Annotated in this window: 20 protein-coding genes; 11 read left to right on the forward strand and 9 right to left on the reverse strand. The window is 43.9% G+C overall.

Annotated elements, in window-relative coordinates; translation table 11 throughout:
- Nucleotide 1 precedes the first annotated feature (1 nt).
- Nucleotides 2-544 carry a heme NO-binding domain-containing protein gene (locus L0991_07320; GenBank protein ID XGB61259.1) on the reverse strand — a complete coding sequence of 181 codons (543 nt, stop codon included), beginning with the start codon at nucleotides 542-544 and terminating at the stop codon, nucleotides 2-4.
- Nucleotides 545-811: 267 nt separating this feature from the next.
- Between L0991_07320 and L0991_07325 the strand changes: the two genes are divergently transcribed.
- From L0991_07325 to L0991_07335, 3 genes are all read left to right on the forward strand, one after another.
- Nucleotides 812-1,411: a CoA pyrophosphatase gene (locus L0991_07325; GenBank protein XGB61260.1), complete on the forward strand. Its 600-nt coding sequence runs from the start codon at nucleotides 812-814 to the stop codon at nucleotides 1,409-1,411.
- 309 nt (nucleotides 1,412-1,720) lie between these two features.
- Nucleotides 1,721-2,974 (forward strand): septum formation protein, encoded by a 1,254-nt coding sequence (locus tag L0991_07330; protein ID XGB61261.1) that lies wholly within the window; start codon nucleotides 1,721-1,723, stop codon nucleotides 2,972-2,974.
- Between the two features lie 121 nt (nucleotides 2,975-3,095).
- A complete protein-coding gene (locus tag L0991_07335; GenBank protein ID XGB61262.1) occupies nucleotides 3,096-4,457 on the forward strand; it encodes an L-serine ammonia-lyase in 1,362 nt (453 codons plus the stop codon).
- 104 nt (nucleotides 4,458-4,561) lie between these two features.
- On the opposite strand, the gene L0991_07340 is transcribed toward L0991_07335, so the two are convergent.
- Nucleotides 4,562-5,704, reverse strand: coding sequence for a tyrosine transporter (locus L0991_07340; protein XGB63867.1), 1,143 nt, complete (start codon nucleotides 5,702-5,704; stop codon nucleotides 4,562-4,564).
- 747 nt (nucleotides 5,705-6,451) lie between these two features.
- Between L0991_07340 and L0991_07345 the strand changes: the two genes are divergently transcribed.
- Entirely contained in the window at nucleotides 6,452-8,074 is a 1,623-nt protein-coding gene (locus L0991_07345; GenBank protein ID XGB61263.1) for a methyl-accepting chemotaxis protein, read from the forward strand.
- Between the two features lie 107 nt (nucleotides 8,075-8,181).
- Here the strand turns inward: L0991_07345 and L0991_07350 are convergent, their stop codons facing one another.
- Nucleotides 8,182-9,672: a SulP family inorganic anion transporter gene (locus tag L0991_07350; protein ID XGB61264.1), complete on the reverse strand. Its 1,491-nt coding sequence runs from the start codon at nucleotides 9,670-9,672 to the stop codon at nucleotides 8,182-8,184.
- A 616-nt stretch (nucleotides 9,673-10,288) separates the two neighbouring features.
- Here L0991_07350 and asnS point away from each other — a divergent pair.
- Nucleotides 10,289-11,689, forward strand: a complete 1,401-nt coding sequence (asnS, locus tag L0991_07355) for an asparagine--tRNA ligase (protein XGB61265.1) — start codon at nucleotides 10,289-10,291, stop codon at nucleotides 11,687-11,689.
- Between the two features lie 128 nt (nucleotides 11,690-11,817).
- On the opposite strand, the gene L0991_07360 is transcribed toward asnS, so the two are convergent.
- Nucleotides 11,818-12,024: a hypothetical protein gene (locus L0991_07360; protein ID XGB61266.1), complete on the reverse strand. Its 207-nt coding sequence runs from the start codon at nucleotides 12,022-12,024 to the stop codon at nucleotides 11,818-11,820.
- A gap of 138 nt (nucleotides 12,025-12,162) precedes the next feature.
- Entirely contained in the window at nucleotides 12,163-13,563 is a 1,401-nt protein-coding gene (locus L0991_07365) for a PLP-dependent aminotransferase family protein (GenBank protein XGB61267.1), read from the reverse strand.
- A gap of 219 nt (nucleotides 13,564-13,782) precedes the next feature.
- On the opposite strand from L0991_07365, the gene L0991_07370 reads away from it, so the two are divergent.
- From L0991_07370 to L0991_07380, 3 genes are all read left to right on the forward strand, one after another.
- Complete coding sequence (locus L0991_07370) at nucleotides 13,783-14,082, forward strand: hypothetical protein (GenBank protein ID XGB61268.1); 300 nt, start codon at nucleotides 13,783-13,785, stop codon at nucleotides 14,080-14,082.
- Nucleotides 14,083-14,381: 299 nt separating this feature from the next.
- Nucleotides 14,382-15,884 (forward strand): HD domain-containing protein, encoded by a 1,503-nt coding sequence (locus L0991_07375; protein ID XGB61269.1) that lies wholly within the window; start codon nucleotides 14,382-14,384, stop codon nucleotides 15,882-15,884.
- A gap of 202 nt (nucleotides 15,885-16,086) precedes the next feature.
- Nucleotides 16,087-17,277, forward strand: a complete 1,191-nt coding sequence (locus tag L0991_07380; GenBank protein XGB61270.1) for an aspartate/tyrosine/aromatic aminotransferase — start codon at nucleotides 16,087-16,089, stop codon at nucleotides 17,275-17,277.
- Nucleotides 17,278-17,379: 102 nt separating this feature from the next.
- Here L0991_07380 and L0991_07385 read toward each other — a convergent pair whose 3' ends face one another.
- A complete protein-coding gene (locus tag L0991_07385) occupies nucleotides 17,380-18,024 on the reverse strand; it encodes a hypothetical protein (protein XGB61271.1) in 645 nt (214 codons plus the stop codon).
- 150 nt (nucleotides 18,025-18,174) lie between these two features.
- Between L0991_07385 and L0991_07390 the strand changes: the two genes are divergently transcribed.
- Nucleotides 18,175-20,064, forward strand: coding sequence for a DUF294 nucleotidyltransferase-like domain-containing protein (locus L0991_07390; GenBank protein XGB61272.1), 1,890 nt, complete (start codon nucleotides 18,175-18,177; stop codon nucleotides 20,062-20,064).
- Nucleotides 20,065-20,069: 5 nt separating this feature from the next.
- The gene (locus tag L0991_07395) at nucleotides 20,070-20,786 is read left to right on the forward strand and encodes a 3'-5' exonuclease (protein XGB61273.1); all 717 of its coding nucleotides are present in this window, start codon (nucleotides 20,070-20,072) and stop codon (nucleotides 20,784-20,786) included.
- 76 nt (nucleotides 20,787-20,862) lie between these two features.
- Here the strand turns inward: L0991_07395 and L0991_07400 are convergent, their stop codons facing one another.
- Together L0991_07400 and L0991_07405 are read right to left on the reverse strand one after the other, a co-directional pair.
- Nucleotides 20,863-21,555: an MOSC domain-containing protein gene (locus L0991_07400; protein ID XGB61274.1), complete on the reverse strand. Its 693-nt coding sequence runs from the start codon at nucleotides 21,553-21,555 to the stop codon at nucleotides 20,863-20,865.
- 66 nt (nucleotides 21,556-21,621) lie between these two features.
- Entirely contained in the window at nucleotides 21,622-21,864 is a 243-nt protein-coding gene (locus tag L0991_07405) for a hypothetical protein (protein XGB61275.1), read from the reverse strand.
- A gap of 86 nt (nucleotides 21,865-21,950) precedes the next feature.
- On the opposite strand from L0991_07405, the gene L0991_07410 reads away from it, so the two are divergent.
- A complete protein-coding gene (locus L0991_07410; protein ID XGB61276.1) occupies nucleotides 21,951-22,763 on the forward strand; it encodes a helix-turn-helix transcriptional regulator in 813 nt (270 codons plus the stop codon).
- A 90-nt stretch (nucleotides 22,764-22,853) separates the two neighbouring features.
- Here L0991_07410 and serC read toward each other — a convergent pair whose 3' ends face one another.
- Nucleotides 22,854-23,948 (reverse strand): 3-phosphoserine/phosphohydroxythreonine transaminase, encoded by a 1,095-nt coding sequence (serC, locus tag L0991_07415; GenBank protein XGB61277.1) that lies wholly within the window; start codon nucleotides 23,946-23,948, stop codon nucleotides 22,854-22,856.
- Nucleotides 23,949-24,072 lie beyond the last annotated feature (124 nt).

A 24,072-nucleotide genomic window follows, 5' to 3' on the forward strand; every position in this document is an offset into this window, starting at 1 on the left:
ATTACTTTTCTACTTTGAGATTAAACCTAACCACACTTTGGTCATCATTCTGAGGCGTCATTTCCACCGTGATCGATTCTCCATGGTATTCCGCACAGCCTTCAATTAGCCCTAAACAGACATGCGACATGCATCGTGCGCTTTTATAATCGAAAACCAGTTCAGCTTCCGTCGTGGTGATAAAACTAAACTCTGGTGGCTCAGCATCTGGGTAAAGCTTTTTCACTTCAACGTGAATGTATCGCTCAACGTGCTGGATAAATTGAAAGGTAGTATTGCTGTGTGTGAGGCTGGCTTTGTTGGGTAACGAAGCTAGTAAGTTCTTAAACACGGAGTGCCCGAACACGCGCTGTAACGTTGCGGCATCGATATCCGTTTTTTTGCTTAAGTTGATAATGAGCTTAACCAGGGCTTTGTGATCATAACTGCCAACAGAGGGATAAATACCCTCGTCTTCAGACATCTCTAGCACTTCTTCCAGTAGCCCTAGTCCAAATTTATCTTCAACAAGCTCTAAAAATTCGGTGAATATGATTCCTTTCATCTCATACCTTATCTTTTGTTTCTTTTTAGAATGGTCTACTAAGTCTTTGTTATCAAATTCTTAATCAAAAAAGTAGAGATTCTCAGCTTATTTTATGACATTGATAACGGATACTCATCTAGATGCTCACTTCAAATATAGCAAAAACCAACAATATTGAGTGCTCTAGCTCACCGATAGCCTCTATGGTACTTACCTCTTAGGTTGGCATTACGCGAAAGGTTGTGCCTATACTTAAAGGCATAATAATCAATATATTGGCAAGCTATGAACCGAGATAACTTCCTACAACAGTTTCAACTAAACCCACCTGTTGGCTATCATCCAGAGTCCGTTGAACGCGTTTCTCATATCAGTGGTGAGGAATTGCGAAAAGCGGCAGTGGTAGTTGGTTTAGTAGAAAGGGAAGATGGTTTACACGTCATTTTTACTAAAAGAGCAGCCCATTTAAAACATCACCCAGGACAAGTTAGCTTTCCAGGAGGTAAACATGAGCTCTCTGACCCATCTATGCAATTTACGGCACTTAGAGAGCTTCATGAAGAGGTCGGAATTCGATCGGATCAGGTTAAAATTGTTGGGCAATTACCTGCCTTGAGTACTATTAGTAAATTTTCTGTTACGCCGATTGTCGCATTAGTTGATCCCGACTATAAACCCATCATTGATCAGAACGAAGTCGCTTCCATTTTTGAGGTTCCGGCTACCTATGTTTTAGACCAAGCGAAATTGCACAGCCACACTGTTAACTTCAAGAAAATCAAACATCGTGTTTTCGCGATGCCCTTCGAAGAGCACCTTATATGGGGCGTCACGGCACAAATCATCCAATCTCTGCAGCAGCATGTAGTGCAACGAATCACATAGCAACTACGTTTTGTTTAATCTCTGTTAACAAACAACACGCTTTGTATGGAACAGATTTATTAATGCAATTTTACGCAATCGTTTACTTGGTATAATTCTGTACAAGCGCCCCTTTCAGATAAGAAAAACTAATATCAGGCATGAACATAAATCACATGTAGCACGCCATTTTCGTGATCAAAAATCCGTTTTTCGCATATCATGTGACACGCCGTTTCATTACATGATTTAGATCTATTTTTTGCCGACGAAAATTCTGCAAAATTAGCCCCGACTTATTTCCTGTTCCCAAAAAATGAGTAATTTAACATGAACACAACAACTTCTTCGGCAAATGCCGTAAAAGACTCGAGCAAGTTTAACTATAAAGATTTTACCTGGTGTTTATCACTATTCGGTACAGCAGTTGGTGCTGGTGTACTATTCCTTCCAATTAAAGCTGGTGCGGGTGGTTTTTGGCCATTAGTTATCCTAGCTCTTATTGCTGCACCAATGACTTGGTTCGCACACAAATCTCTAGCACGTTTCGTACTGTCTGCAAAAAATCCTGAAGCTGACATTACAGATACAGTAGAAGAACACTTCGGTAAGACTGGCGCAAACCTTATTACTTTCGCTTACTTTTTCGCTATCTACCCAATCGTTCTAATTTACGGTGTTGGTATCACAAACACTGTTGATTCTTTCCTAGTAAACCAAATGGGTATGGAATCTATTCCTCGTCCTCTTCTTTCTGGTGCACTTATCCTTGCAATGACAGCGGGTGTTGTATTCGGTAAAGATCTAATGTTGAAAGCAACTTCAGCAATGGTTTACCCACTAGTATTCATCCTACTAGCACTGTCTTTCTACCTAGTTCCAGATTGGAACACTTCAATGATGGAAGTAACGCCTGAATGGTCAACAATGCCTTCTGTTATCTGGCTAGCAATTCCAATCATCGTGTTCTCTTTCAACCACAGCCCAATCATCTCTCAGTTCTCTAAAGAGCAACGTCGTGTATACGGTGAAAACGCAGTTAAGAAAACTGACGCTATCACTGGCGGCGCAGCAATGATGCTAATGGGTTTTGTAATGTTCTTCGTATTCTCTGTTGTACTTTCTCTATCTCCAGAGCAACTAGCGAATGCACAAGCACAGAACATCTCTGTACTTTCTTACCTAGCTAACGTTCACGAGTCTCCACTTATCTCTTACATGGGTCCTCTAGTAGCGTTCGCAGCAATCACTTCTAGCTATTTCGGTCACTTCCTAGGTGCTCACGAAGGTCTTGTTGGTCTAATCAAGTCTCGCTCTGGTTCTTCAGTAAGCACTATCGAAAAAGTATCTCTAGCGTTCATCGTTGTGACTACTTGGATTGTTGCAGTAGTTAACCCAAGCATCCTAGGCATGATTGAAACAATGGGTGCTCCAATGATTGCAGCTATCCTGTTCCTAATGCCTGTATTCGCGATGAACAAAGTACCAGCAATGGCTAAGTACAAAACTTCAGCACCTGTACAAATCTTTACAGCTTTATGTGGTCTAGCGGCTATTAGTTCTGTAATCTACGGCGCTCTTTAATCTATAAGCAGCTTTTATAAGATGCCTTTCATCTTATATCGCGAGATTAGACACAAAATATAATGATAATAAATGAGCCTCCCTACTCCCCTTGGGAGGCTCTCTTTTTGAGGTAATCGCTATGATTAGTGTATTTGATATCTATAAAATCGGTGTTGGTCCATCGAGCTCGCACACAGTTGGACCAATGAAAGCGGGTAAAGAATTTATTGATGACCTACGTTCAATGGGAAAATTGCGCGACATCACTAAAATCACCGTGGACGTATATGGATCACTATCACTGACAGGGAAAGGTCACCACACAGATATCGCAATCATCATGGGTCTTGCTGGCAATACTCCTGAGCGTGTTGATATCGATTCTATCCCGGGCTTTATTGCTCGCGTAGAAGAAACTGAACGCCTTCCTGTTGGCATGCACTGTCACACGGTTTCGTTCCCTCGCGATGGTGGTATGAACTTCCATACTAGCAACCTTTCTCTACACGAGAACGGCATGAGCATCCACGCGTGGATTGACGACGAAGTTGCATACTCAAAAACTTACTACTCAATTGGTGGTGGTTTCATCGTTGACGAAGAGAACTTCGGCAAAGAAGAAGAAAACCCAATCAAAGCACCTTACGAATTCACAACAGCTGAAGAGCTAGTTAACCAGTGTAAAGACAGCGGTCTTTCTATCAGCACACTGGTTATGAAAAACCAAGCGGCTTTCCACTCTGACGAAGAGTCTCGTACTTACTTCGCAAACATCTGGAAAACAATGCGTGAGTGTATGGATCGCGGTATGAATACTGAAGGTATCCTGCCTGGTCCACTACGTGTACCTCGCCGTGCTGCTGCACTTCGCCAACAGCTAATGACTTCAGAAAAAACAACAAACGATCCAATGTCTGTTGTTGACTGGGTAAACATGTTCGCATTCGCAGTAAACGAAGAGAACGCAGCTGGCGGTCGTGTAGTGACTGCACCAACAAACGGCGCATGTGGCATCATCCCTGCAGTTCTGGCTTACTACGATAAGTTCATCCAAACTGTGACTGAGAAAGACTACATCCGCTACTTCGCGGCTTCTGGCGCTATCGGTGGTCTATACAAGCGTAACGCTTCTATCTCTGGTGCAGAAGTTGGTTGTCAGGGTGAAGTTGGCGTGGCATGTTCTATGGCTGCTGCTGGTCTTGCTGAGCTTATGGGTGGTAGCCCTGAGCAAGTATGTATGGCTGCGGAAATCGCAATGGAACACAACCTAGGTCTGACATGTGACCCAGTTGCTGGCCAAGTACAAGTTCCATGTATCGAGCGTAACGGTATTGCTGCTGTAAAAGCAATCAACTCAACTCGTATGGCACTTCGTCGTTCTTCTGCTCCTACTGTTTCTCTAGATAAAGTTATCGAAACAATGCTAGAAACAGGTAAAGACATGAACGCTAAATACCGTGAGACATCTCAAGGTGGTTTGGCTGTTAAGGTTGTTTGTTAATCGACTCTCGCTAACAAACAAGCAATAAAAAAGGAACGCATATGCGTTCCTTTTTTTATGTCTCAATATCAGCTGCTGTTCAGCACAGCAACTAAAACAATTAGTTAAATCACTTGAGAGATAAGTAAGAAGCAACCAAACAACAATGAGAAAAGCATCATTGGTTTGCCGCCTTCAGCACTGTATCTGTCTTCTGCTACTTTCATAAAGCGTTGTTTGTGAACCATTACTAGAGGTACAAATACCGCCAAGAACACCAGAATGATGCCAGCGTAGTTCAGCACTTGTAGAAACTTGTCCGCAGCCAGCAGTGAACCCGCTAATGGCAGGATAAAGCTAATGCAGTAAGTCACCGCCGTATTTTGGTTGAACATATCTCGGTTTTGGTTGAATAGCGACATAGCCACACCAAAGAACGAAGTCAGCAGAGCCAAACCCGTGAAGATAGATAGCACGGTACCTACCCATGGTGACTGAGCTTCAAATGCAGCCATCAAGTCAGAGACATTATGGAAGCTTCTAAACTGCTCTTCGCTCAAGTTACCTACCACAGCAAACAACCAACATAGGTAGCACACTAGAGGAATAAGAGAGCCTACGATTACCATATTACGAAGCTGCTTATCGGTCGCTTCATGGTTGTAAGAAACCAAAGTTGGAATCACGACCATAAAGCCAAAGCTGGTGAACAAGATTGCACTCGTTTTGATTAGGTCAACATGATTGTGACTCGTTACCTGCATTAAGTTATCTTGCGTCATGCTTGGTGCTAAAAATGCCATCGTTGCAAACAAACTTGCCAGCATCACGAAGAACAGTGCACGGTTGAGCTTATCAATTACACCTGTGCCACTTGCCACAACAGCGCCCGCAATCAAGGTAAAAGTGATTTGACTTGTTGTAGCGGTAAGATCGATACCAAAGTTAGACAGCAACTTACTCAGCAAGTCACCCGCGCCTAAGATGTAAGCCATTAGCAAGCAAATCAGCAACGCGTAAAGCAGACCATTGGTGATTAGTTGACCTTGTTTGCCTAGTGTCTTTCTAGCGATAGAGTTTAATCCTAAGCCACCACCCGCTTTGATGGTTGCTTCTAGAAGTAGTAATGCCGCGTAAGTGGTACCGAAACAGATCAGAACCATTAGCATTGTGCCGTAAAGCAATCCGAATTGAGCTAATACCATTGGGATTGCAAGCATACCAGCACCGAGAGCGGTACCAGCGATAATTAGGGAGCTACCCATCATTTTAATATTCATTGTCTTTAACTTATTTATTTAGTTTTTAATAGGTGTAGTTCTCTGTCATCAGCCAAGATGCAAAGAAAATTCGAAAGAAGTTAAGCTTTAAAACGAATATCGATAGGAGCGATAAGCGGAGTTAAATCGCGAAAAGGCAGTAGAAAACGAGTAGTACAAGCGAGAGTATAGAGAGGTGTGATCAGATGAAGAAGCCATGTTCTGATGTGGTGACCCTTCTGTGGGTTCGATGATCGGTGATGTAATCTTGAATTTCATGTATGTGTCCAATATCAATAAGTCACATTCCATATTATTTAAAGCAGCGTATCCGTTGCTGCCCTTCCTCTATCATTAGAGGTGACTTCATATTATCGAATGAACTCTGAAACACAACGCTATAACCACATTTTTTGCTATTAAATTGAACAAAACAAGCATTTGGATATTAATTAACCACCAAACATCAAAAAACAATAATCATTATTAATAGAAGACTTGTTAACTAATACAACTCAAGCATCCAAAATAGTACTTTTATTCGCACCAGCTTCGACTCACTTGCTAGGCGAAACTATCAAAACCGGATCCTTACTCTTTAGAGGTTCCTATTAAACCTCGGCTAACATACAAACTCGCTACATCACAGAAACAAAACCACAACCGGAGTGTGGTCACACTATTCAATATACCCCATAGGTGGTAAGGACTCTTGCCAGTACAGTATCCGCGTCATCAGAATTAATAAAAACACCTATGCGCTCAACAATAACCTTCAAGATCTTGGTTGCTCTTGCCATTGTATTTACCTTTTTACTGGCAATATCCACCTACTTTCAATATTCCCAACAAAAGCAACTGGTTAATTCCGTTCTAAGTGAACAACTTCACGATAAAGCGAGCAACTATTTCGATAGCCTTAATATGATGATGCTGACCGGCACCATGGCACAGAAAGAAACGCTGCGTCAGAAAGCGTTAGCGCAAGAAGGCATTGAAGACGTTCGAGTATTACGTGCCGAAGCCGTAAGTATGTTGTATGGCCCAGGCAACGAAAATCAAACACCCGTTGACGAGATTGATAAGAGAGCCTTGTCAGGCGAAACGGTTATCGAGCCATTTTCCGCAGAATGGGGGAAAGGGTTAGTGATCGCCCTGCCAATGAAATCTAGCGAAAACTATCGTGGTACCAATTGTGTCGCATGTCATATGGCACCAGAAGGCGAAGTATTGGGCGCAATACGACTAGAGTACAATCTGAGTCATGTTAATTCTCTAATTAACACTCAAACCATGGCTGCGATTGGTATTATGGCGGTGATCTCTTTTGCCGGTTTTGTACTGACGATGGGACTGATTCGTAAAATCATTGTCCGCCCACTTCAGCAAACCTCGCTCTTTATGACTCAAGTCAGTAGCGATAAAAACCTTTCAAACCGCTTGCCTGAACAGAGCCAAGATGAAATTGGCACTTTAGCCAAATCAATCAACTCGTTCATGGGCACCGTGTCAAACAGCTTGGAGCAAGTACAAGACACCTCTCATAAGCTGAACGCGTCCGCCAATCAACTGACGAGCGTTGCTCAGATTACTGAACAAGCCGCTAGCGACCAGCAAAATGAAACGGCGGAAGTTCAAAGTAATATTGAAGGAATACAAGCTCAACAAATTAATGTGGAGCAAGCAACGCTAACCGCATCCGACCTGATCAATCACACTTCGGACGTTGCCTGTAACAGTACGAACCAAGCCCATGAGGCAAGCAGCGAGATAAAGAACCTTGTAAGTAGTATCGAAGAGGTCAAACACAAGATCACCACACTCAATGAACAAACCGGCGAAGTGTCTTCGATATTGAGTGTAATTCGTGGTATTGCCGATCAAACCAACCTGTTGGCACTCAACGCAGCGATAGAAGCAGCAAGAGCGGGAGAACAAGGCCGAGGGTTTGCTGTCGTTGCTGACGAAGTTCGCCATCTCGCCTCTCGAACCGCAGAAGCCACGGGCAGTATTGAGTCGATCATCCACCAATTCCAACAAGGCAGCGAAGAATCACTCACTTCCGCTGACCGTGTATGTGAACAAGCGCATCGAAGTTCAAGTGACATCGACGCACTCGCTGCTGAAATGAATGGTGTTGTCGAAGAGATGAAACAGGTGCTTGCCCATGCGCAGAATATTCAGCAACAGACTAAATCTACGACCCAAGCTACCAAAGATGTTCAGCAGAAAGTCGAAACCATCACTTCACATGCTAATGACACATCACTATCGGCTGGTGAGACGCGTAATATCAGTAACGATTTAGAAGAGCTGTCTGATCACCTAGAATCCCTGATTAATCAGTTCACCTTGTCTTGTAAAAAAGATAAGGCCTAAATCGAGAGCAATACCTAACTGCAACCCAACAAAAAGCGCTCAATCATGAGCGCTTCACCTTTCTATTTGCCTCTATTTAGGCTTAGAACTCTGAGTTCAAACAGCCGCTAGTGCGTGATCGACACCGCTGATAAGTCTTTATGCTTGTGGTACATCGCATGCTTGTAAATGAGCTTTGCGCTGACCTCATCCATACCTGCGACCTCAACATAAGCGCCTTTCTTGCGAAACTTAAACACCACCTTATCGAGCGCTTCGACTGAGGTGTTATCTAAGAAGGACGCTTCAGAAATATCGATTGTAACCAGTGAAGTCGCCTTGTCGTAATCGAACAAATCCACAAAGGCATCGGAAGAAGCAAAGAACACATGCCCCTTAACTCTATGAGTTGTGTGCAGTTGATTGGTCACGACCTCATCAGAGATGAAGACCATAGACTTACTCGCGTGAGCGTAAAATAGGGCTGAAAGTATTACGCCAACCGCGACACCAATCGCAAGGTTATGAGTAAAGACGACCACAACAACCGTAGTCAGCATGGTGACATTCGTCGGTAAGGTATGGTCTTTAAGTTCGACAATTGAACGCCAAGAAAAAGTACCGATTGATACCATAATCATCACAGAGACTAACGCCGCCATTGGAATCAACTTTAACCAATCAGAAGCAAACACTACCATTAGTAAAAGAAGTACGCCTGCGATCATGCTAGATAGCCTGGTTAGACCGCCAGATTTAATGTTAATGATCGACTGACCTATCATAGCGCAACCTGCCATACCACCAAACAGTGACGCAACAATGTTCGCGACCCCCTGCCCTTTGCACTCATTATTCTTATTGCTTTCTGTATCCGTCAGATCATCAACAATGGTCGCAGTCATCAAGGATTCCAAGATGCCAACAACTGACAAAGCAATGGAGTAAGGAAGTATGATTTCGAAGGTTTCTAATGAGAATGGAATGTTAGGAATTAAGAAGATTGGGAGTGAATCAGGTAGTTTTCCCATGTCACCAATGGTTCTCACATCTAAGCCAAACATCAAACTGATAATAGTGAGCACGATAATAGCCACCAAAGGTGACGGTATTGCAGTTCCAAATTTGGGTAAGTAAGGCAACAAATAGATAATCGCCAAGCCTAAAACAACCAACAGATAAACGCTTGAAGGTACGTTAACCAGTTCAGGTAATTGGGCCATAAAGATCAGAATAGCAAGCGCGTTTACAAATCCGGTAATCACAGATTTCGACACGAAGTTCATCAAATTACCTAGCTTCAAATAACCAGCAATAATCTGGATAACACCAGCTAAAAATGATGCTGCTAGTAGATAATCAAGCCCGTGCTCTTTAACTAATGTGACCATCAACAGCGCCATTGCGCCTGTCGCACCAGATATCATCCCCGGGCGGCTGCCCACTAAGGCGGTGACAACACAGATACAAAATGAAGCGTACAAACCCACCTTAGGGTCGACGCCAGCGATAATGGAAAAAGCGATAGCTTCAGGGATCAATGCAAGTGCAACCACAATCCCAGATAATGAATCTCCTTTGATATTTGATAACCAGTGTGTTTTTAAATAATTAAGCATGTAATTCTCTTTTACTTGTACAGCCAGTCCTGCCTTGTTCAGACATCATGTGATCAACTGTTTTTCATGAATGAGCGAGCGCTCGAAAAGTGCGGGTGTAGAGAGAATGCAGGGGCTAAGGCGGCGTAATTAACACGTGAATATTAAACTCCTCTGGTAACTCTTTAGTTTGCAGCGACATCAGTTCGTGCCAAACAAAGAAGGTGAATGGTCTCCTAGATAGGAGAAGCCGCGACAATATAGTGTGAGGTTCGATGCAATCACACAATCATTATTGGAAACAAAGATTGCGATGGTTCAGTCGATATAGGCCACGCGCAAGGCGAATCGAACTAAACAAAAGTTAACAAGCAGCCACAACCAAAGTTAAACCCACGGCGAGATCGAACAAAAAACCAACCCTTTATGAGTTTTATAGCGGACATACACAATATTTCTTTCGACAAGCAAGAATAAAGGTTGAAGCTCTCTGTATGACAGGTAATATGTTCCATTGATTTAAAAAGTTTATACAACTCAATGTTTCGATTGTTTTTTGTTCAAAACTTAGCGAACTATAGACAATCACTTGCAAACATTGCGTTGAATTTGTCCCTCAATGGAGAATGAAACCAACATGACTTACGCGCCTGTAAAAGACGTACTTGGCGGCAAGCTAGCGGTAGACAGTGAAGTAACTGTTCGCGGCTGGATCCGTTCACGTCGTGATTCCAAAGCTGGAATCTCTTTCCTTGCCATTTATGACGGCTCTTGTTTCGACCCGATTCAGGCCGTGGTCCCTAATAATCTTAATAATTACGAAAACGAAGTACTAAAGCTAACTACTGGCTGCTCTGTTGAAGTAACAGGTAAGATTGTTGAGTCTCCAGCGAAAGGTCAAGATTTTGAGCTTGCTGCAACTGACGTTAAAGTTGTTGGTTGGGTTGAAGACGCAGAAACATACCCAATGGCGAAAACTCGTCACTCTATCGAATACCTTCGTGAAGTAGCTCACCTACGTCCACGTACAAACGTAATCGGTGCAGTAGCGCGTGTTCGTAACTGTCTATCTCAAGCGATTCACCGCTTCTACCACGAGCAAGGTTTCTTCTGGGTATCTGCTCCACTGATCACTGCTTCTGATGCTGAAGGTGCTGGTGAAATGTTCCGCGTTTCAACGCTAGACATGGAAAACCTACCTCGCACAGAAAAAGGCGATGTTGATTACAACGAAGACTTCTTCGGTAAAGAGACATTCCTAACAGTATCTGGCCAACTAAACGGTGAAGCTTACGCTTGTGCACTAAGCAAAGTTTACACGTTCGGTCCTACGTTCCGTGCTGAAAACTCAAACACAAGCCGCCACCTAGCTGAATTCTGGATGGTTGAACCTGAAGTAGCTTTCGCGGATCTAGAAGACATCGCTAAGCTATCTGAAGACATGCTAAAGTTCGTATTCAAAGCCGTACTAGAAGAGTGTCGTGACGACCTTGAGTTCTTCGCTCAACGTATCGACAAAGAAGCAATTACTCGTCTAGAGCAGTTCGTAACTTCTGACTTCGCACAAGTAGACTACACTGACGCAATCCAGATCCTTCTAGATTCAGGTCGTGAGTTCGAATTCCCAGTTGAATGGGGTATCGATATGTCTTCTGAGCACGAGCGTTACCTAGCTGAAGAACACTTCAAGGCGCCTGTAATCGTTAAGAACTACCCGAAAGACATCAAAGCATTCTACATGCGTGCTAACGATGACGGTAAGACTGTAGCGGCAATGGACGTACTAGCACCTGGTATCGGCGAAATCATCGGTGGTTCTCAGCGTGAAGAGCGTCTAGACATCCTAGACGAGCGTATGCGTGAAGTAGGTATCGACCCAGAGCACATGAACTGGTACCGCGACCTACGTAAATACGGCACAGTACCTCACTCTGGCTTCGGTCTAGGTTTCGAGCGTCTAGTATCTTACGTAACAGGCATGGGCAACGTACGTGACGTTATCCCATTCCCACGTACTCCTCGCTCTGCGAACTTCTAATTCCGCGTTAAGCTCGAATTAAAAGAAAGAAAATAAAAACCTCCGCAATTGCGGAGGTTTTTTTATATTCAGAACAGAACGAAAATGTTATTAGGAGTCATGCCAAACCAAGCTCCTTGATAGGTGTGTTAATCAACGTCTTGATTACTTGCATACTTTATCGCGAGACCACATATCGCCATCATTACAAATGGAATCGCAGCGGTGGTGTATTCCGCCCAAGCCATATCAGCGAATGCTTTTGCCAATAATACATGGCCAAGAATAAGTAGAAGCGCACACACAATCGCGACGACAATCAGCTTCACTTCATTTCCCATAGTCATTTTCAACATAACGGTATCTCCAATATTTGGTCTAACGTTATTGAATCACAACTGTTCGGTAAATAAGGCGTACAGTTTCCCCACAATAAAACCGTACAGTTAGCATTATGTTGTTTTTTATGAGTCAGTTAGCGTTTATATCTGCACTTAATGCGTCAACTGATGCGCGAGTTTGCCGAGTAAAATGAGGGCATGTTCTCTCTCTTGAGTGAGTTCGTAGGAGAAGTTCAAACGAATTGCATTGTCAGCTCTCCCCTGCTCACTAAACAAGTCACCTGATGCGACACTTATTCCCTGCGCAATCGCAAGTTGATGAAGCTGCTGGCTATCAAAGTCAGAATAGAAGCGGATCCAGATGAAGTAACCACCAGCAGGATCTTCAATTTTGATAGAGTGTGGAAAGTACTGCTTAATAATTTCTATAAAACGCGCTTTTCGCTCCAAAAGACTCTTACGTAATTTACGTAGATGATTATCGTAGCTTTCATGAGTTAAGAAATGTGCGACACCAAGCTGAACAGGCGCGCTACTAGAGAGCGTGGAAAGCAGTTGTAGTTTCTGAATCGCATCATTGAATCGAGCATTCACCACCCATCCCACTCGATAGCCTGGGCAGAGACTTTTCGAATAAGAACCACACAGTAAAACCGAGTCCGTTTTATCAAACGCCTTCAGAGGCTTAGGTTTGTGCCCTTCATGGTAAAGGTCACCATAAACGTCATCTTCAATAATGTACGTGTTGTGCTGCTCTGCTATCTCGACTACTCGACGTTTGGCTTCGTCCGATAAACTTGTGCCTGTTGGGTTTTGAAAAGTCGTCATCAGCCAACATGCTTTCACATTATTGTTCTTCAGTACGCTTTCAAACTGATCAATATCCAATCCGTTGACAGGGCAAACATCCACTTCGATAGGCTTAAGCCCCAGTCTCTCTACGGCTTGCAAAGCGCCATAAAACGCCGGCGATTCAATCACAACATGGTCGCCAGATTGAGTCACTGTTTGCAGGCTCAAGTTCAGAGCTTCCATCGCACCCGAAGTAATCACAATATCTTGATGGTTAACGCTAATACCTTGTTGTAAGTAGCGCTGTGCGATCTGCCTTCTTAATGACTCGCTGCCTGGCGGCAAGTTATTAATCACGCTCGCACCCGTCATTTTTCTGCCTGCACTGGCTAGGTTTCGAGTTAAGGTGGGTAAAGGAAAAAGATCTGGGTCAGGAAAGGCGGAGCCAAAAGGAACAATACCCTCAGCAGAACTGGACTTTAGAAAATCAAATAAGCGATCGTTAATCGCCTTCTTCTCTCGAGCTACTGGCGGCTGATAATCCACACCGTCGACTTTAGGAGCAACAAAGTAGCCAGACTGAGGCTTGGCAATGATCCAACCTTCGCTTTCTAGCAACTGATAGGCTTGTAGCACAGTACTATTACTGACGTTGTAGTTACGACAGCTCATGCGCACAGAGGGGATCTTCTCTCCTGAACGCCATGTGTTATTAGCGATCTGAGTTCGAATATCCTTTGCAAGCTCTTCATAACGCGCCATCTAATTGTACTACCTAGATAAATTCCTGTGGACGGGTGATCTTATCATTAACGTGATCAACTATTGCTTCTATCCATATGATTGCACCTAATTTCTATAATTGTGTGAATTGGTTCACAGATAACTTTGTAAGCTTTGCTAAGTTTGTATCCAAGGTAAGAGCTAAATTCGCTTTACGCCTCAATAATTTGATGTAACCCAAAAACATGCGAGATAACAATGAAAAAAATAGAAGCAGATCAGTTAAGTTATAAAGGAGAGTCAAACGGTGTTCATAGTTGGACAACACCGAGTGGCCAGCCATACTACTGGCACCCAGATTGGCTCCATATTGCTGAAGATGCGACAGGCTCACATCCAAAGCAGAAGCTAGATGTAGACCAAGATCAAGCACCTACTGAAAAGCACGCGGTATCTGCAATTCTTAAGCACATCAACCAATGGGCAGCAGACAAACTGGCATCACATCCAGAAATTGAAACTGGCTCAATTGAAGCTGAAATCAATCTTAAAAAGTAGTCAACTTTTTATGATCGTTAGGTCGCGTTGAAGCTAATCTTCTCAGTTCTAATCGCAACCTCATCGACGTAATAGCCTCGAGACTCAACCGAGGCTATTCAAACCTCTTCATAATAACGCTGTAATATTCCCCACCTAGCTAACAAAAATTCAACACTAACCACTTTCTTGTATCAATCCGCGAAAGCTATCGATAGAATTTCCGGTCTCATTCATGTCATCTATGTTAATCATACGTGTGCCTTTATCCGCCAATCAATCTAAGGCTCATGTAAATCAACAAGAACAAAGGCTTATCGATGGATACTTCTAACTATAATAAATCGCTAACGACCCAATTATACGCTATCGCCGGTGTGCTCTTTGGCACTTATGGTAGTCGAGTGTGCCCGATGCTTGAGAGCCTATCCACACTGGAGATTTTCACTCACGTCAGCATCGTCTTTGTCTTAGTTTGGCTTGTACGTCACTATTTATTCACCAATCACGCTTTGGTTAAGCAAGGCAGATTTGCTCAGCTTGACACCTTTCTGTTCTTCGCTACGAGTCTCCCATTCGCACTGTATTACAACCTTAGTTACGAGTTCACGGTAGACAGCAATCTAAAAGTCTTATTTGGGATGACCTTATTTGGCTTCTTCACCGGCACTATCCTCCAGTTGCACGCTAAGTTAGCACAAATCGACAACATGGAAGCGACCGGTCAATTTGATTTCCAATTGATTGGTGAAAGAAGCTCACTAGTAAAGCAGATGATTGGCTTGGTGATGGTACTTCTGGTAACACTGACGACCATGCTGACCATGATTGCGGTCAAAGACATCTTCTGGCTAGAACACAACCCTGAACGCTTACTTGATGGCACTGGCAAGATCAGCGTAATCAAAGAATTCATCTATTTAGCACTGGTGTTAGGCGGCTATGCCATTGCCATCATGACACTTTGGAGCAAGCTCATTAAGCGTATTCTCCTTAGCCAAGAGTGTGCATTAAATAAGGTGACCAATGGAGAGCAAGGTGTGCGGCTACCAATTTTTGGTTACAACGAACTGGGCTCAATGGCAGCGATGACCAACACCATGCTTGATAGCTTAGAAACGGCTCAGAACGAAGTGAAAACGACTCGTGACGTCGCCATTGTTAGCCTATCAGCACTTGCAGAATCTCGAGACAATGAGACTGGAGCGCACATTCTAAGGACTCAAGAGTATGTAAAGGTTTTGGCACAACAACTCAGTAAGTCTCAAGAACACGCCGCATTATTAACGCCAAGCTATATCGAGTTACTTTATAAGTCTGCTCCCCTACATGACGTAGGAAAAGTCGGAGTGCCAGACAGCGTGCTCCTGAAGCCGGGCAAATTAACCGATGAAGAGTTTGAAATAATGAAGGGTCACCCGGCGATTGGTGCAGAAGCCTTATCTATTGCAGAAAAGCAGCTCGGTAGCAGTTCTTTTTTAAGGGTGGCAAAAGAGATCTCTCTCACACACCATGAAAAGTGGAACGGCAGTGGCTACCCAAATCAACTGGCTGGCGAAGACATCCCTTTGTCGGGTCGTTTAATGGCCTTAGCCGATGTTTATGACGCATTAATATCTAAACGCGTCTATAAACCGGCATTTACACATCAACAAGCCAAAGAGATCATTTTAGAAGGTGAAGGTTCTCATTTCGATCCGCAAGTTGTTCAAGCCTTTTTAGCCGTCGAAGACCTTTTTGTTGAAATCGCAGCCACTTACAAAGATGGAAAAAGTGTAGAAAACGAACTCGAGAGAGAAAGCCTTATTGCTTCGCCTGCATAATCTTTTCAAAAACCACTAACTTCTTGCACCCTACAGGTTAATCCGTAGGGTGTTTTGTTATCAAATACCCTCTTTAGTCAATAAATCTGATTGAAATGGATTTTTTTTGGTCTTTCTGTTCACTTCGTATTGTCTTAAAAATTCCATACAGGTATAACTACCCATAGATACTATCCCCTCTCAATTGACATGGATGAAGATTATGTTTGAAAAAGTGTTAGCTGCGCCTGCCGACCCTATCCTCGGCCTTACTGAAGAGTTTAAAAACGACTCTCGTGCAGAGAAAATCAACCTTGGTGTTGGCATCTACAAAAATGAAGATGGTCAAACGCCAGTACTTAAAACAGTAAAGAAAGCAGAAGCTGCACTTCTTGAAAACGAAAAAACCAAATCTTACCTAACGATTGAAGGTACAGCTGAATACGGTCTTGCCGTTCAGAAGCTACTTTTCGGTTCAGATGCTGAAATCGTAACTTCTCAACGCGCTAAAACAGCACAAGCTCCGGGTGGTACTGGTGCTCTACGTGTTGCAGGTGAATTCATTAAGCGTCAACTTGGTGATGTGAAGATCTGGATCAGTAACCCAACTTGGGCTAACCACAACGGTGTTTTCGCTGCTGCGGGTATCGAAACAGCTCAATACAGCTACTACAACGCTGAAACAAAAGACAAAGACTTCGCTGGCATGGTTGCTGACCTAGAGAAAGCATCTGAAGGTGATATCGTTCTTCTTCACGGCTGTTGTCACAACCCAACAGGTATCGATCCAACAGCTGAAGAGTGGGAAGTACTGGCTAAACTCGTTGCTGAGAAAAAGCTTCTTCCACTATTCGACTTTGCTTACCAAGGTTTTGCAAAAGGCGTTGAAGAAGATGCTGCTGGCCTTCGTACTTTCGCTAAGTACAACAAAGAGATTTTAGTCGCGAGCTCATTCTCTAAGAACTTCGGTCTATACAACGAGCGTGTTGGTGCGTTCACTTTAGTTGCTGAATCTGCAGACGTAGCAACAACAGCATTCTCTCAAGTTAAGAGCATCATCCGCTCTATCTACTCTAACCCACCAGCGCACGGTAGTGCTGTCGTAACTCACATCCTTGGCGATGCTGGTCTACGTGCTGAATGGGAAGCGGAAGTTGCTGAGATGCGTGACCGTATCCAAGAGATGCGTGAGCTATTCGTTGCAACACTGAAATCTGAAGGTGTTGATGCAGACTTCACGTTCATCGAGCGCCAAAACGGCATGTTCTCTTTCTCTGGTTTGAGCAAAGAGCAAGTAAACCGCCTAAAAGAAGAATTCGCAATCTACATTGTTGGCTCTGGCCGCATCAGCGTTGCGGGCATGACTAAGTCAAACATGGGCCCTCTATGTAAAGGTATCGCTGCGGTTCTTTAATCGTAACAATACCAAGTCTGCTCTTGCAGACAGTAGATATGTAAAAGCCAGCGATTAAGCTGGCTTTTTTGTAGCTGTCATAATGTGTGAGGTTGAATTCAATTAGTACTCTAGGAAGAACTCGACACCTAACTCATTAGTCCTCTCACTTACGCCTGTGCTCCCCTCACCATCTCTATGCTGGTATGAACCACCAATCGCAAACTTGTTGGTCACTAGATAACGTAAACCTAGGTGGTAAATCTCTTCATCGAATAAATCACTTCGATTGAGCTGTACACTACCGTTCGCAATCCAACGCTTAGCAAAGCCATAGTTAAGCTCGGCTTTAACACCTTGGACAAACTCCGTATCAGATTCTAAAGTCTCATTGGTGCCATTCAGCTCAACTTCCCCTTTAGTCACACCAAGCAAATAAGAAGCGACAATATCCAAGTCTTTCTTGATGCTATAACGATAACCCGTACCAGCCATTAATGTATCAATACGAGTCGTACTCTCGTCAGGGTGGATGAAACGCGCGGTATAATCACCAAGCAGTAACCAATCGTCGGTCATGGTGTAGCTCACACCCAATCCAAACGCCGATGCATTATTATTTCCCCCAGCATCTTCGTTCAAACTGCCTGAATGCGCCGTTGCATAAACGTGGTCGTAATCAAGAATATCCACACTGTGAGTGTCTGCCCACAAACTTGGAGAAAACATAAAAACTGCAGATACAAAACTAAACTTCCACTTCGACATTCCCATCATCCTTAAACTGTCACTCCATTATTTGAAAGGTTAGTCTATCCCTAAGACTTTAAAAAGGTTTTAGCTCACAGATTGATTTGTGACGGCAAATTATTATCAAATGTTGTACCATGAAATCATACAAACCAATGGATGATTACTATGGATGCTGAGTTATTAGAGATTCAAAACTTTCTGGCACAATACCCGCCTTTCAATGAGCTCCCTGAGGAGATGTTGACGAAAGTGACCAGTAGCGTGGAAATTTCTTATTACCGCCAAGACACACCTATCATTCACTTTGGTGATCAAATTCATGATCTGTATATGGTTCGAAGCGGCGAAGTTGAAGTCTATCGTCGTAAAGGCGAACTGTATAACCGCCTTGATGAAGGCCACCTGTTTGGTCAAATGGGCCTGCTTACCAACAACAAGGTGCGCTTCCCAGTAAAAGCGACCGAAGATACCCTGCTCTACTGTATTCCTGAGCCTATTTTCCAAGAACTCTACGATAACTACGACTCTTTTGCTGATTTCGTAGAGGTTGAAGATAACGCGCGTTTACGTCAGGCAAACTCAAGTAATAACGATGCCAACGACCTTACGACATCTAAAGTGAAAACACTGCTGACCAGTGAAGCGCCGATGATTGAGAAAACGCGCACCATTCAACAAGCCGCCACCATGATGGCAGAAGAAAATGTCTCTTCTTTGCTGATCATCGACCCTGACATCGTGGAAGATGATGAAGACGATTCGACACCCGTTATCGGTATCATCACCGACCGAGACTTATGTACTCGCGTACTGGCAGAAGGTCTAGACCCATCCGATGAAGTCTCTAGCGTGATGACACCTGAGGTTATCTCTCTTGACCACAATGCCTACGTATACGAAGCCATGATGACCATGCTTCGCTACAACGTGCACCACTTACCCGTCCTGAAAGATAAGAAGCCAATCGGTATTATCGAAGCGACCGACATCGTCCGTTACGAATCTCAAAACTCATTGCTATTAGTAAGTAGTATCTTCCAGCAACAAAGTATCGAAGATCTCAAAGTGCTCTCTGAGCAAGTGAAAGACAGCTTTGTCCGTCTCGTTAACGAAGATGCCAATGCTCACATGGTCGGCACCGCAATGTCGGTAATTGGTCGTAGCTTCAAGCAGCGTATTATCGAGCTCGCGGAAGAGCAGTTAGGTAAATCACCAATTCCATACTGTTTCCTAGCATTAGGCTCTATGGGGCGTGATGAACAACTGCTGGTAACAGACCAAGATAACGCCATCATTCTTGACGACACCTACGACGAAGCAAAACACGGCAAGTACTTTGAAGCGCTCTCAAAGTTCATTTGTGATGGCTTAGACCAGTGTGGTTATGTGTATTGCACGGGCGACATTATGGCGACCAACCCGACGTGGCGAATGACCCGCAGAGAATGGGAAGAGTGCTTCGCTGACTGGATTGATGATCCAAACCCGAAAGCACTGCTAAACGCGTCGATCTTCTTCGACCTAGACGGTGTTTATGGCCGCCTGAAATGGGCAGAGCAATTAAATAGCTTTATCGTAAGACGTGCACGTAAGAACAACCGTTTCCTAGCGTGTCTGGCACGTAATGCGCTCAACCGTACTCCACCACTTGGTTTCTTTAAAGACTTTGTTATGGAGAAAGATGGTCGTCATAACAACTCCATCAACCTCAAACGACGTGGTACGGCTCCTCTAGCAGACTTGATTCGTGTCCATGCGCTAGCGGTAGGCTCTCGTTCTAAAAACTCATTTGAGCGCTTAGATGACATTATCGACGCAGGTATTCTGCCAAAAGGTAGAGCACAAGATCTTAAAGATGCGATGGAATTTATCTCTCTGGTGCGTATCCGCCACCAAGCACACGATGTTGATAATAATGTCGAGCCAGATAACAACATTGAGCCAGAGAATCTGTCTGATTTTGAACGTCGTAACCTGAAGGATGCATTCCAAATATTAAGTAATGCGCAAAACTTCCTTAAGTTCCGTTACCAAGCCAGTAACAAGTTTAAGTAGGGCCTATGAACAAACTATTCAGATCACCAGCAGTCGATTGGCCATTTAAGTTTGCTCAAAAGCTTGAACGTGCCCAGGATGAACGCTTAAAACAGTTCTACAGCCAGCCTCTTCCTGCGCCTGATACACCGCTTTCAGAGGTGATGTTCTTAGCGTTGGATTTCGAAACAACCGGTTTGAATCCTTCCAAAGATGGGATCATCACCATAGGTTTGGTGCCATTTACTCTTAACCGAATCTACCTTCGACAAGCAAGGCACTGGACGTTACGCCCAAGGCAGAAGCTAGAGGAAGAGTCAGTGGTAATCCACGGCATTACCCACAATGACATCATCGATGCGCCAGATCTTGATGAAGTGTTGGACGAAGTATTGCAAGCGATGGCTGGCCATATTCCCGTTGTTCACTACCGCCGTATTGAGCGAGATTTCTTAAACAACGCATTGAAAGTGCGATTGAATGAAGGCATCGAATTTCCGGTGCTGGACACGTTAGAGATTGAGTCTCAGATCCAGAACAAACTGGCTGGCGGCTTATGGAATAAATTAAAAGGTAAGAAACCAGGCTCGGTTCGACTTGGGCAAAGCCGTCGTCGATACCACCTACCCGACTACACGCCACATCATGCGCTTACTGATGCCATTGCAACCGCAGAGTTGCTTCAAGCACAGGTTGCTCATCACTTTTCGCCTGATATGCCGCTGAAGAGTTTCTGGTTGTAACGGTTCTTACAAAGCTTATCACTATTAAAAAGCCCGCTATATCTCAATAGCGGGCTTTCTCTATCTAACGACTGGTTTATACCGCTGTAGGTCCAACCAAGCGCATTTCCCAATCTTCGACTTTACCCGTTTCGAGGCGGCGAGCAACAAGCGCTCCCCAAGACTCAACCAATGGCAATTGCGTCATTTGACTTAATAAGTCTTTATCTAAACTACCTGTAAAAACGGCACCCATGATACGAGCAAGCGACCAGTCAGGATAAGGACGTTCGCACAGTATGATCTCATCACCTGCACCTATCTCGCCCTCTTCTAACACTCGGAAGTACCAACCGGTTCTGAGTGTGTCTTGCAGTCTGTGCGCCATATCGTGTTGGTCAAAGCGCACATTGAGCTTCCAACAAGGCATGCGCCCTTGCGATACTTCCAACAAAGTAGAGCCAATACGGATTTTATCTTTTAAGCAAATCGATTGTTCGGTTACGCCACTTGAGCTGATGTTCTCTCCAAAAGCGCCAGCTGATTGAAAAACACCTTTGTCGCCCAGCTCCTGCTGCCAAACTTGATAGTGTTCACTTGGATAGATATGAAGGGCTTTCTGAATGCCGCCATGAAAACGCGGATCACCTTGCTCATCATTGGTAAAACCCAGCTCCGTTGCGTGTTGACGCTCCAACAAGACTTTTTTGTTGATGGCACTTTTTGCACCATGTGCGAAAGCAACCGTTTTGCCTGCCAATACATTGTTAACCACGCCTAACTTCTTCATATCTCTCCCTTCTTGTCTAAATCTTATTATTGTTTCTTGCGAGAATATTGCCTTTTACGACCAGTACTAACGCTCGCCTAATGATCTAAATATCGGAATCGCCGCCAACACTTCAATATTTTGGTCGGTGCTTTTGAGGTAGCGAGTCTCACTATCAGAAACCAACACATGACGCTGATAGCCCTCTTCGATTGGAAACTTAGCTAATACGGTATCGAGTGATGTTTCACACTTGCTGCGGTCGATATTCTCTATATCAACTTTAAACAAAAGCTGGTTCTGTTTGGATATCTCTACTTGAAAGCGCATACGCATATCCTCTCGCTTCATTCTATTTGCCGAGCATGATAGCCTAGGGTCGCCGCGTCAGAATAGGGACATAAGGACACTTAACCATGCTAACCCGCCAAATCGATTCTCGTACTGGAGTTGTCACCTCCAACAAGATGATGGCCGCCAATCCAAATTCGCCCGCGCTCGTTAAGACTATCGACATGCCGAAAGGTTACATCGATGCGATGCACCAACACACATGGCATCAAGTGATCTTTCCACTCAAAGGTTTGCTACAAACTCAAACAGAACACTATCAACACCTTGTGCCGCACACTTCAGCTTTGTTTGTACCTGCCGGTATTTCACATGAATCTATCGCATTGAGTCATACCACGTTTGTTGGTATTTACCTTAACCCAGCCTTTGGAACGAAGTATGACCCAGAGGTTCGAACGATTGCGCTGACTCCCTTTCTAAACGAGTTATTGCAAGAGATTCGCAGACAGTGTGAGGGATTGGCGAGTGATGAAGAAGTGTCTCGCCTACTGTCCGTATTGCACGACCAAATAATGAAAGACAACGTACAGACATTTCAGTTGTTATTGCCACAAGACAGACGTTTGAAGTTGATATTTGAAGCCCTCACTGATGAGCCAAATTTAGATTTGTCGCTCAAAGCATGGGGAGAAAAAGTAGGTGCATCCGAGCGAACCTTGTCGCGATTATTCGCGAAAGAGTTCAACACCTCGTTTCAGCTGTGGCGCCAACAAATACGACTAATTTACTCATTGTCCCTGTTAGACGAAGATGACTCAATACAAAGCATTGCTGATCAAGTGGGTTATCAAAACGACTCCTCTTACATTAAAGCCTTCAAAGCAACTTTCGATGTCACGCCACAGCAATTTCGTTTGAACAGTAAAAGAAGATAGCCAGTGTTACAGATAAGTGTTTGCGAAACTAAAAAAGAAAAAGAGGAGCCGTTAGCTCCTCTTTTAAATGTTTAATCTCGGGTAGACAGATTAAGCGTATTTCTCTTCGAAATCTTTCATGAAGCTTACAAGCGCTTGTACACCTTCTAAAGACATCGCATTGTAAAGCGATGCTCTCATGCCACCTACAGCTCGGTGACCTTTCAGCGACTTAAGACCTGCAGCGTCAGCCAATTCTAAGAACTTCGCATCTAGCTCAGGTTTCTCAAGTTGGAACGGTACGTTCATTCTTGAACGGTTTGCTGCGTGTACTTCGTTCTTGTAGAAATCAGAATCGTCAATCGCATTGTAAAGTAGTGCTGCTTTTTCTTGGTTAACACGCTCCATCGCTTCAACACCGCCTTGAGCCTTCAACCATTTGAAAACAAGACCAGACAAGTACCAAGCGTAAGTTGGTGGCGTGTTGAACATAGAGTCTTTTTCAGCAAGCACTTTGTAGTTAAGAATGCTTGGCAATACGTCATTTGCAAGATCCAGCAGATCATCACGTACGATAGCGATACAGATACCCGCAGGGCCAATGTTCTTCTGCGCACCCGCGTAGATAACACCATATTGAGACACATCGATCTTGCGAGACAAGATGTTAGATGACATATCAGCAACAATAGGTTTATCGGTTTGTGGTAGCTCACTGATCTCAATGCCATCGATGGTTTCATTCGGGCAGAAGTGAACATACGCTGCTTCAGGATCGATTTTCCAGTCTTTTGCTGGAACCACAGCGGCTTTACCATCGACTGTTGTTTTTGCATTGAACACGTCGATTTCACAGTACTTACTTGCTTCAGCAACTGCGCTTTCAGCCCAGTAGCCCGCATCAATGTAAGTTGCTTTTGTTGCATCACCAAGAAGGTTTAAAGGCACAGCTGCGAATTGAGCACGAGCGCCCCCCTGACAGAACAGAACTTTGTAGTTGTCAGGGATGTTCAGAAGATCACGTAGGTCTTGCTCAGACTCATCAGCAACTTTAATAAATTCTTTGCTGCGATGGCTGATTTCCATAACGGAAGTGCCTAAACCGTTCCAATCAATGAAGTCAGCTTGTGCTTGTTTCATTACTGGCTTAGGCAAAGCCGCTGGGCCAGCACTAAAATTGAATACGTTATCTAATGTAAGTTCCATGGGGATGATTGCTCCTGCTAAATAATAACTATGCAAGTAATACCATGTTTTACTCAACATAAAAACAACAAAAGAGGTCTTATGACCTCTTTTGTTTCGTACAGTACAAAATCTTTAACTTAAT

Origin of the sequence: Vibrio chagasii (genome assembly GCA_041879415.1) — a bacterium.
In the GTDB taxonomy this organism is placed as follows: domain Bacteria; phylum Pseudomonadota; class Gammaproteobacteria; order Enterobacterales; family Vibrionaceae; genus Vibrio.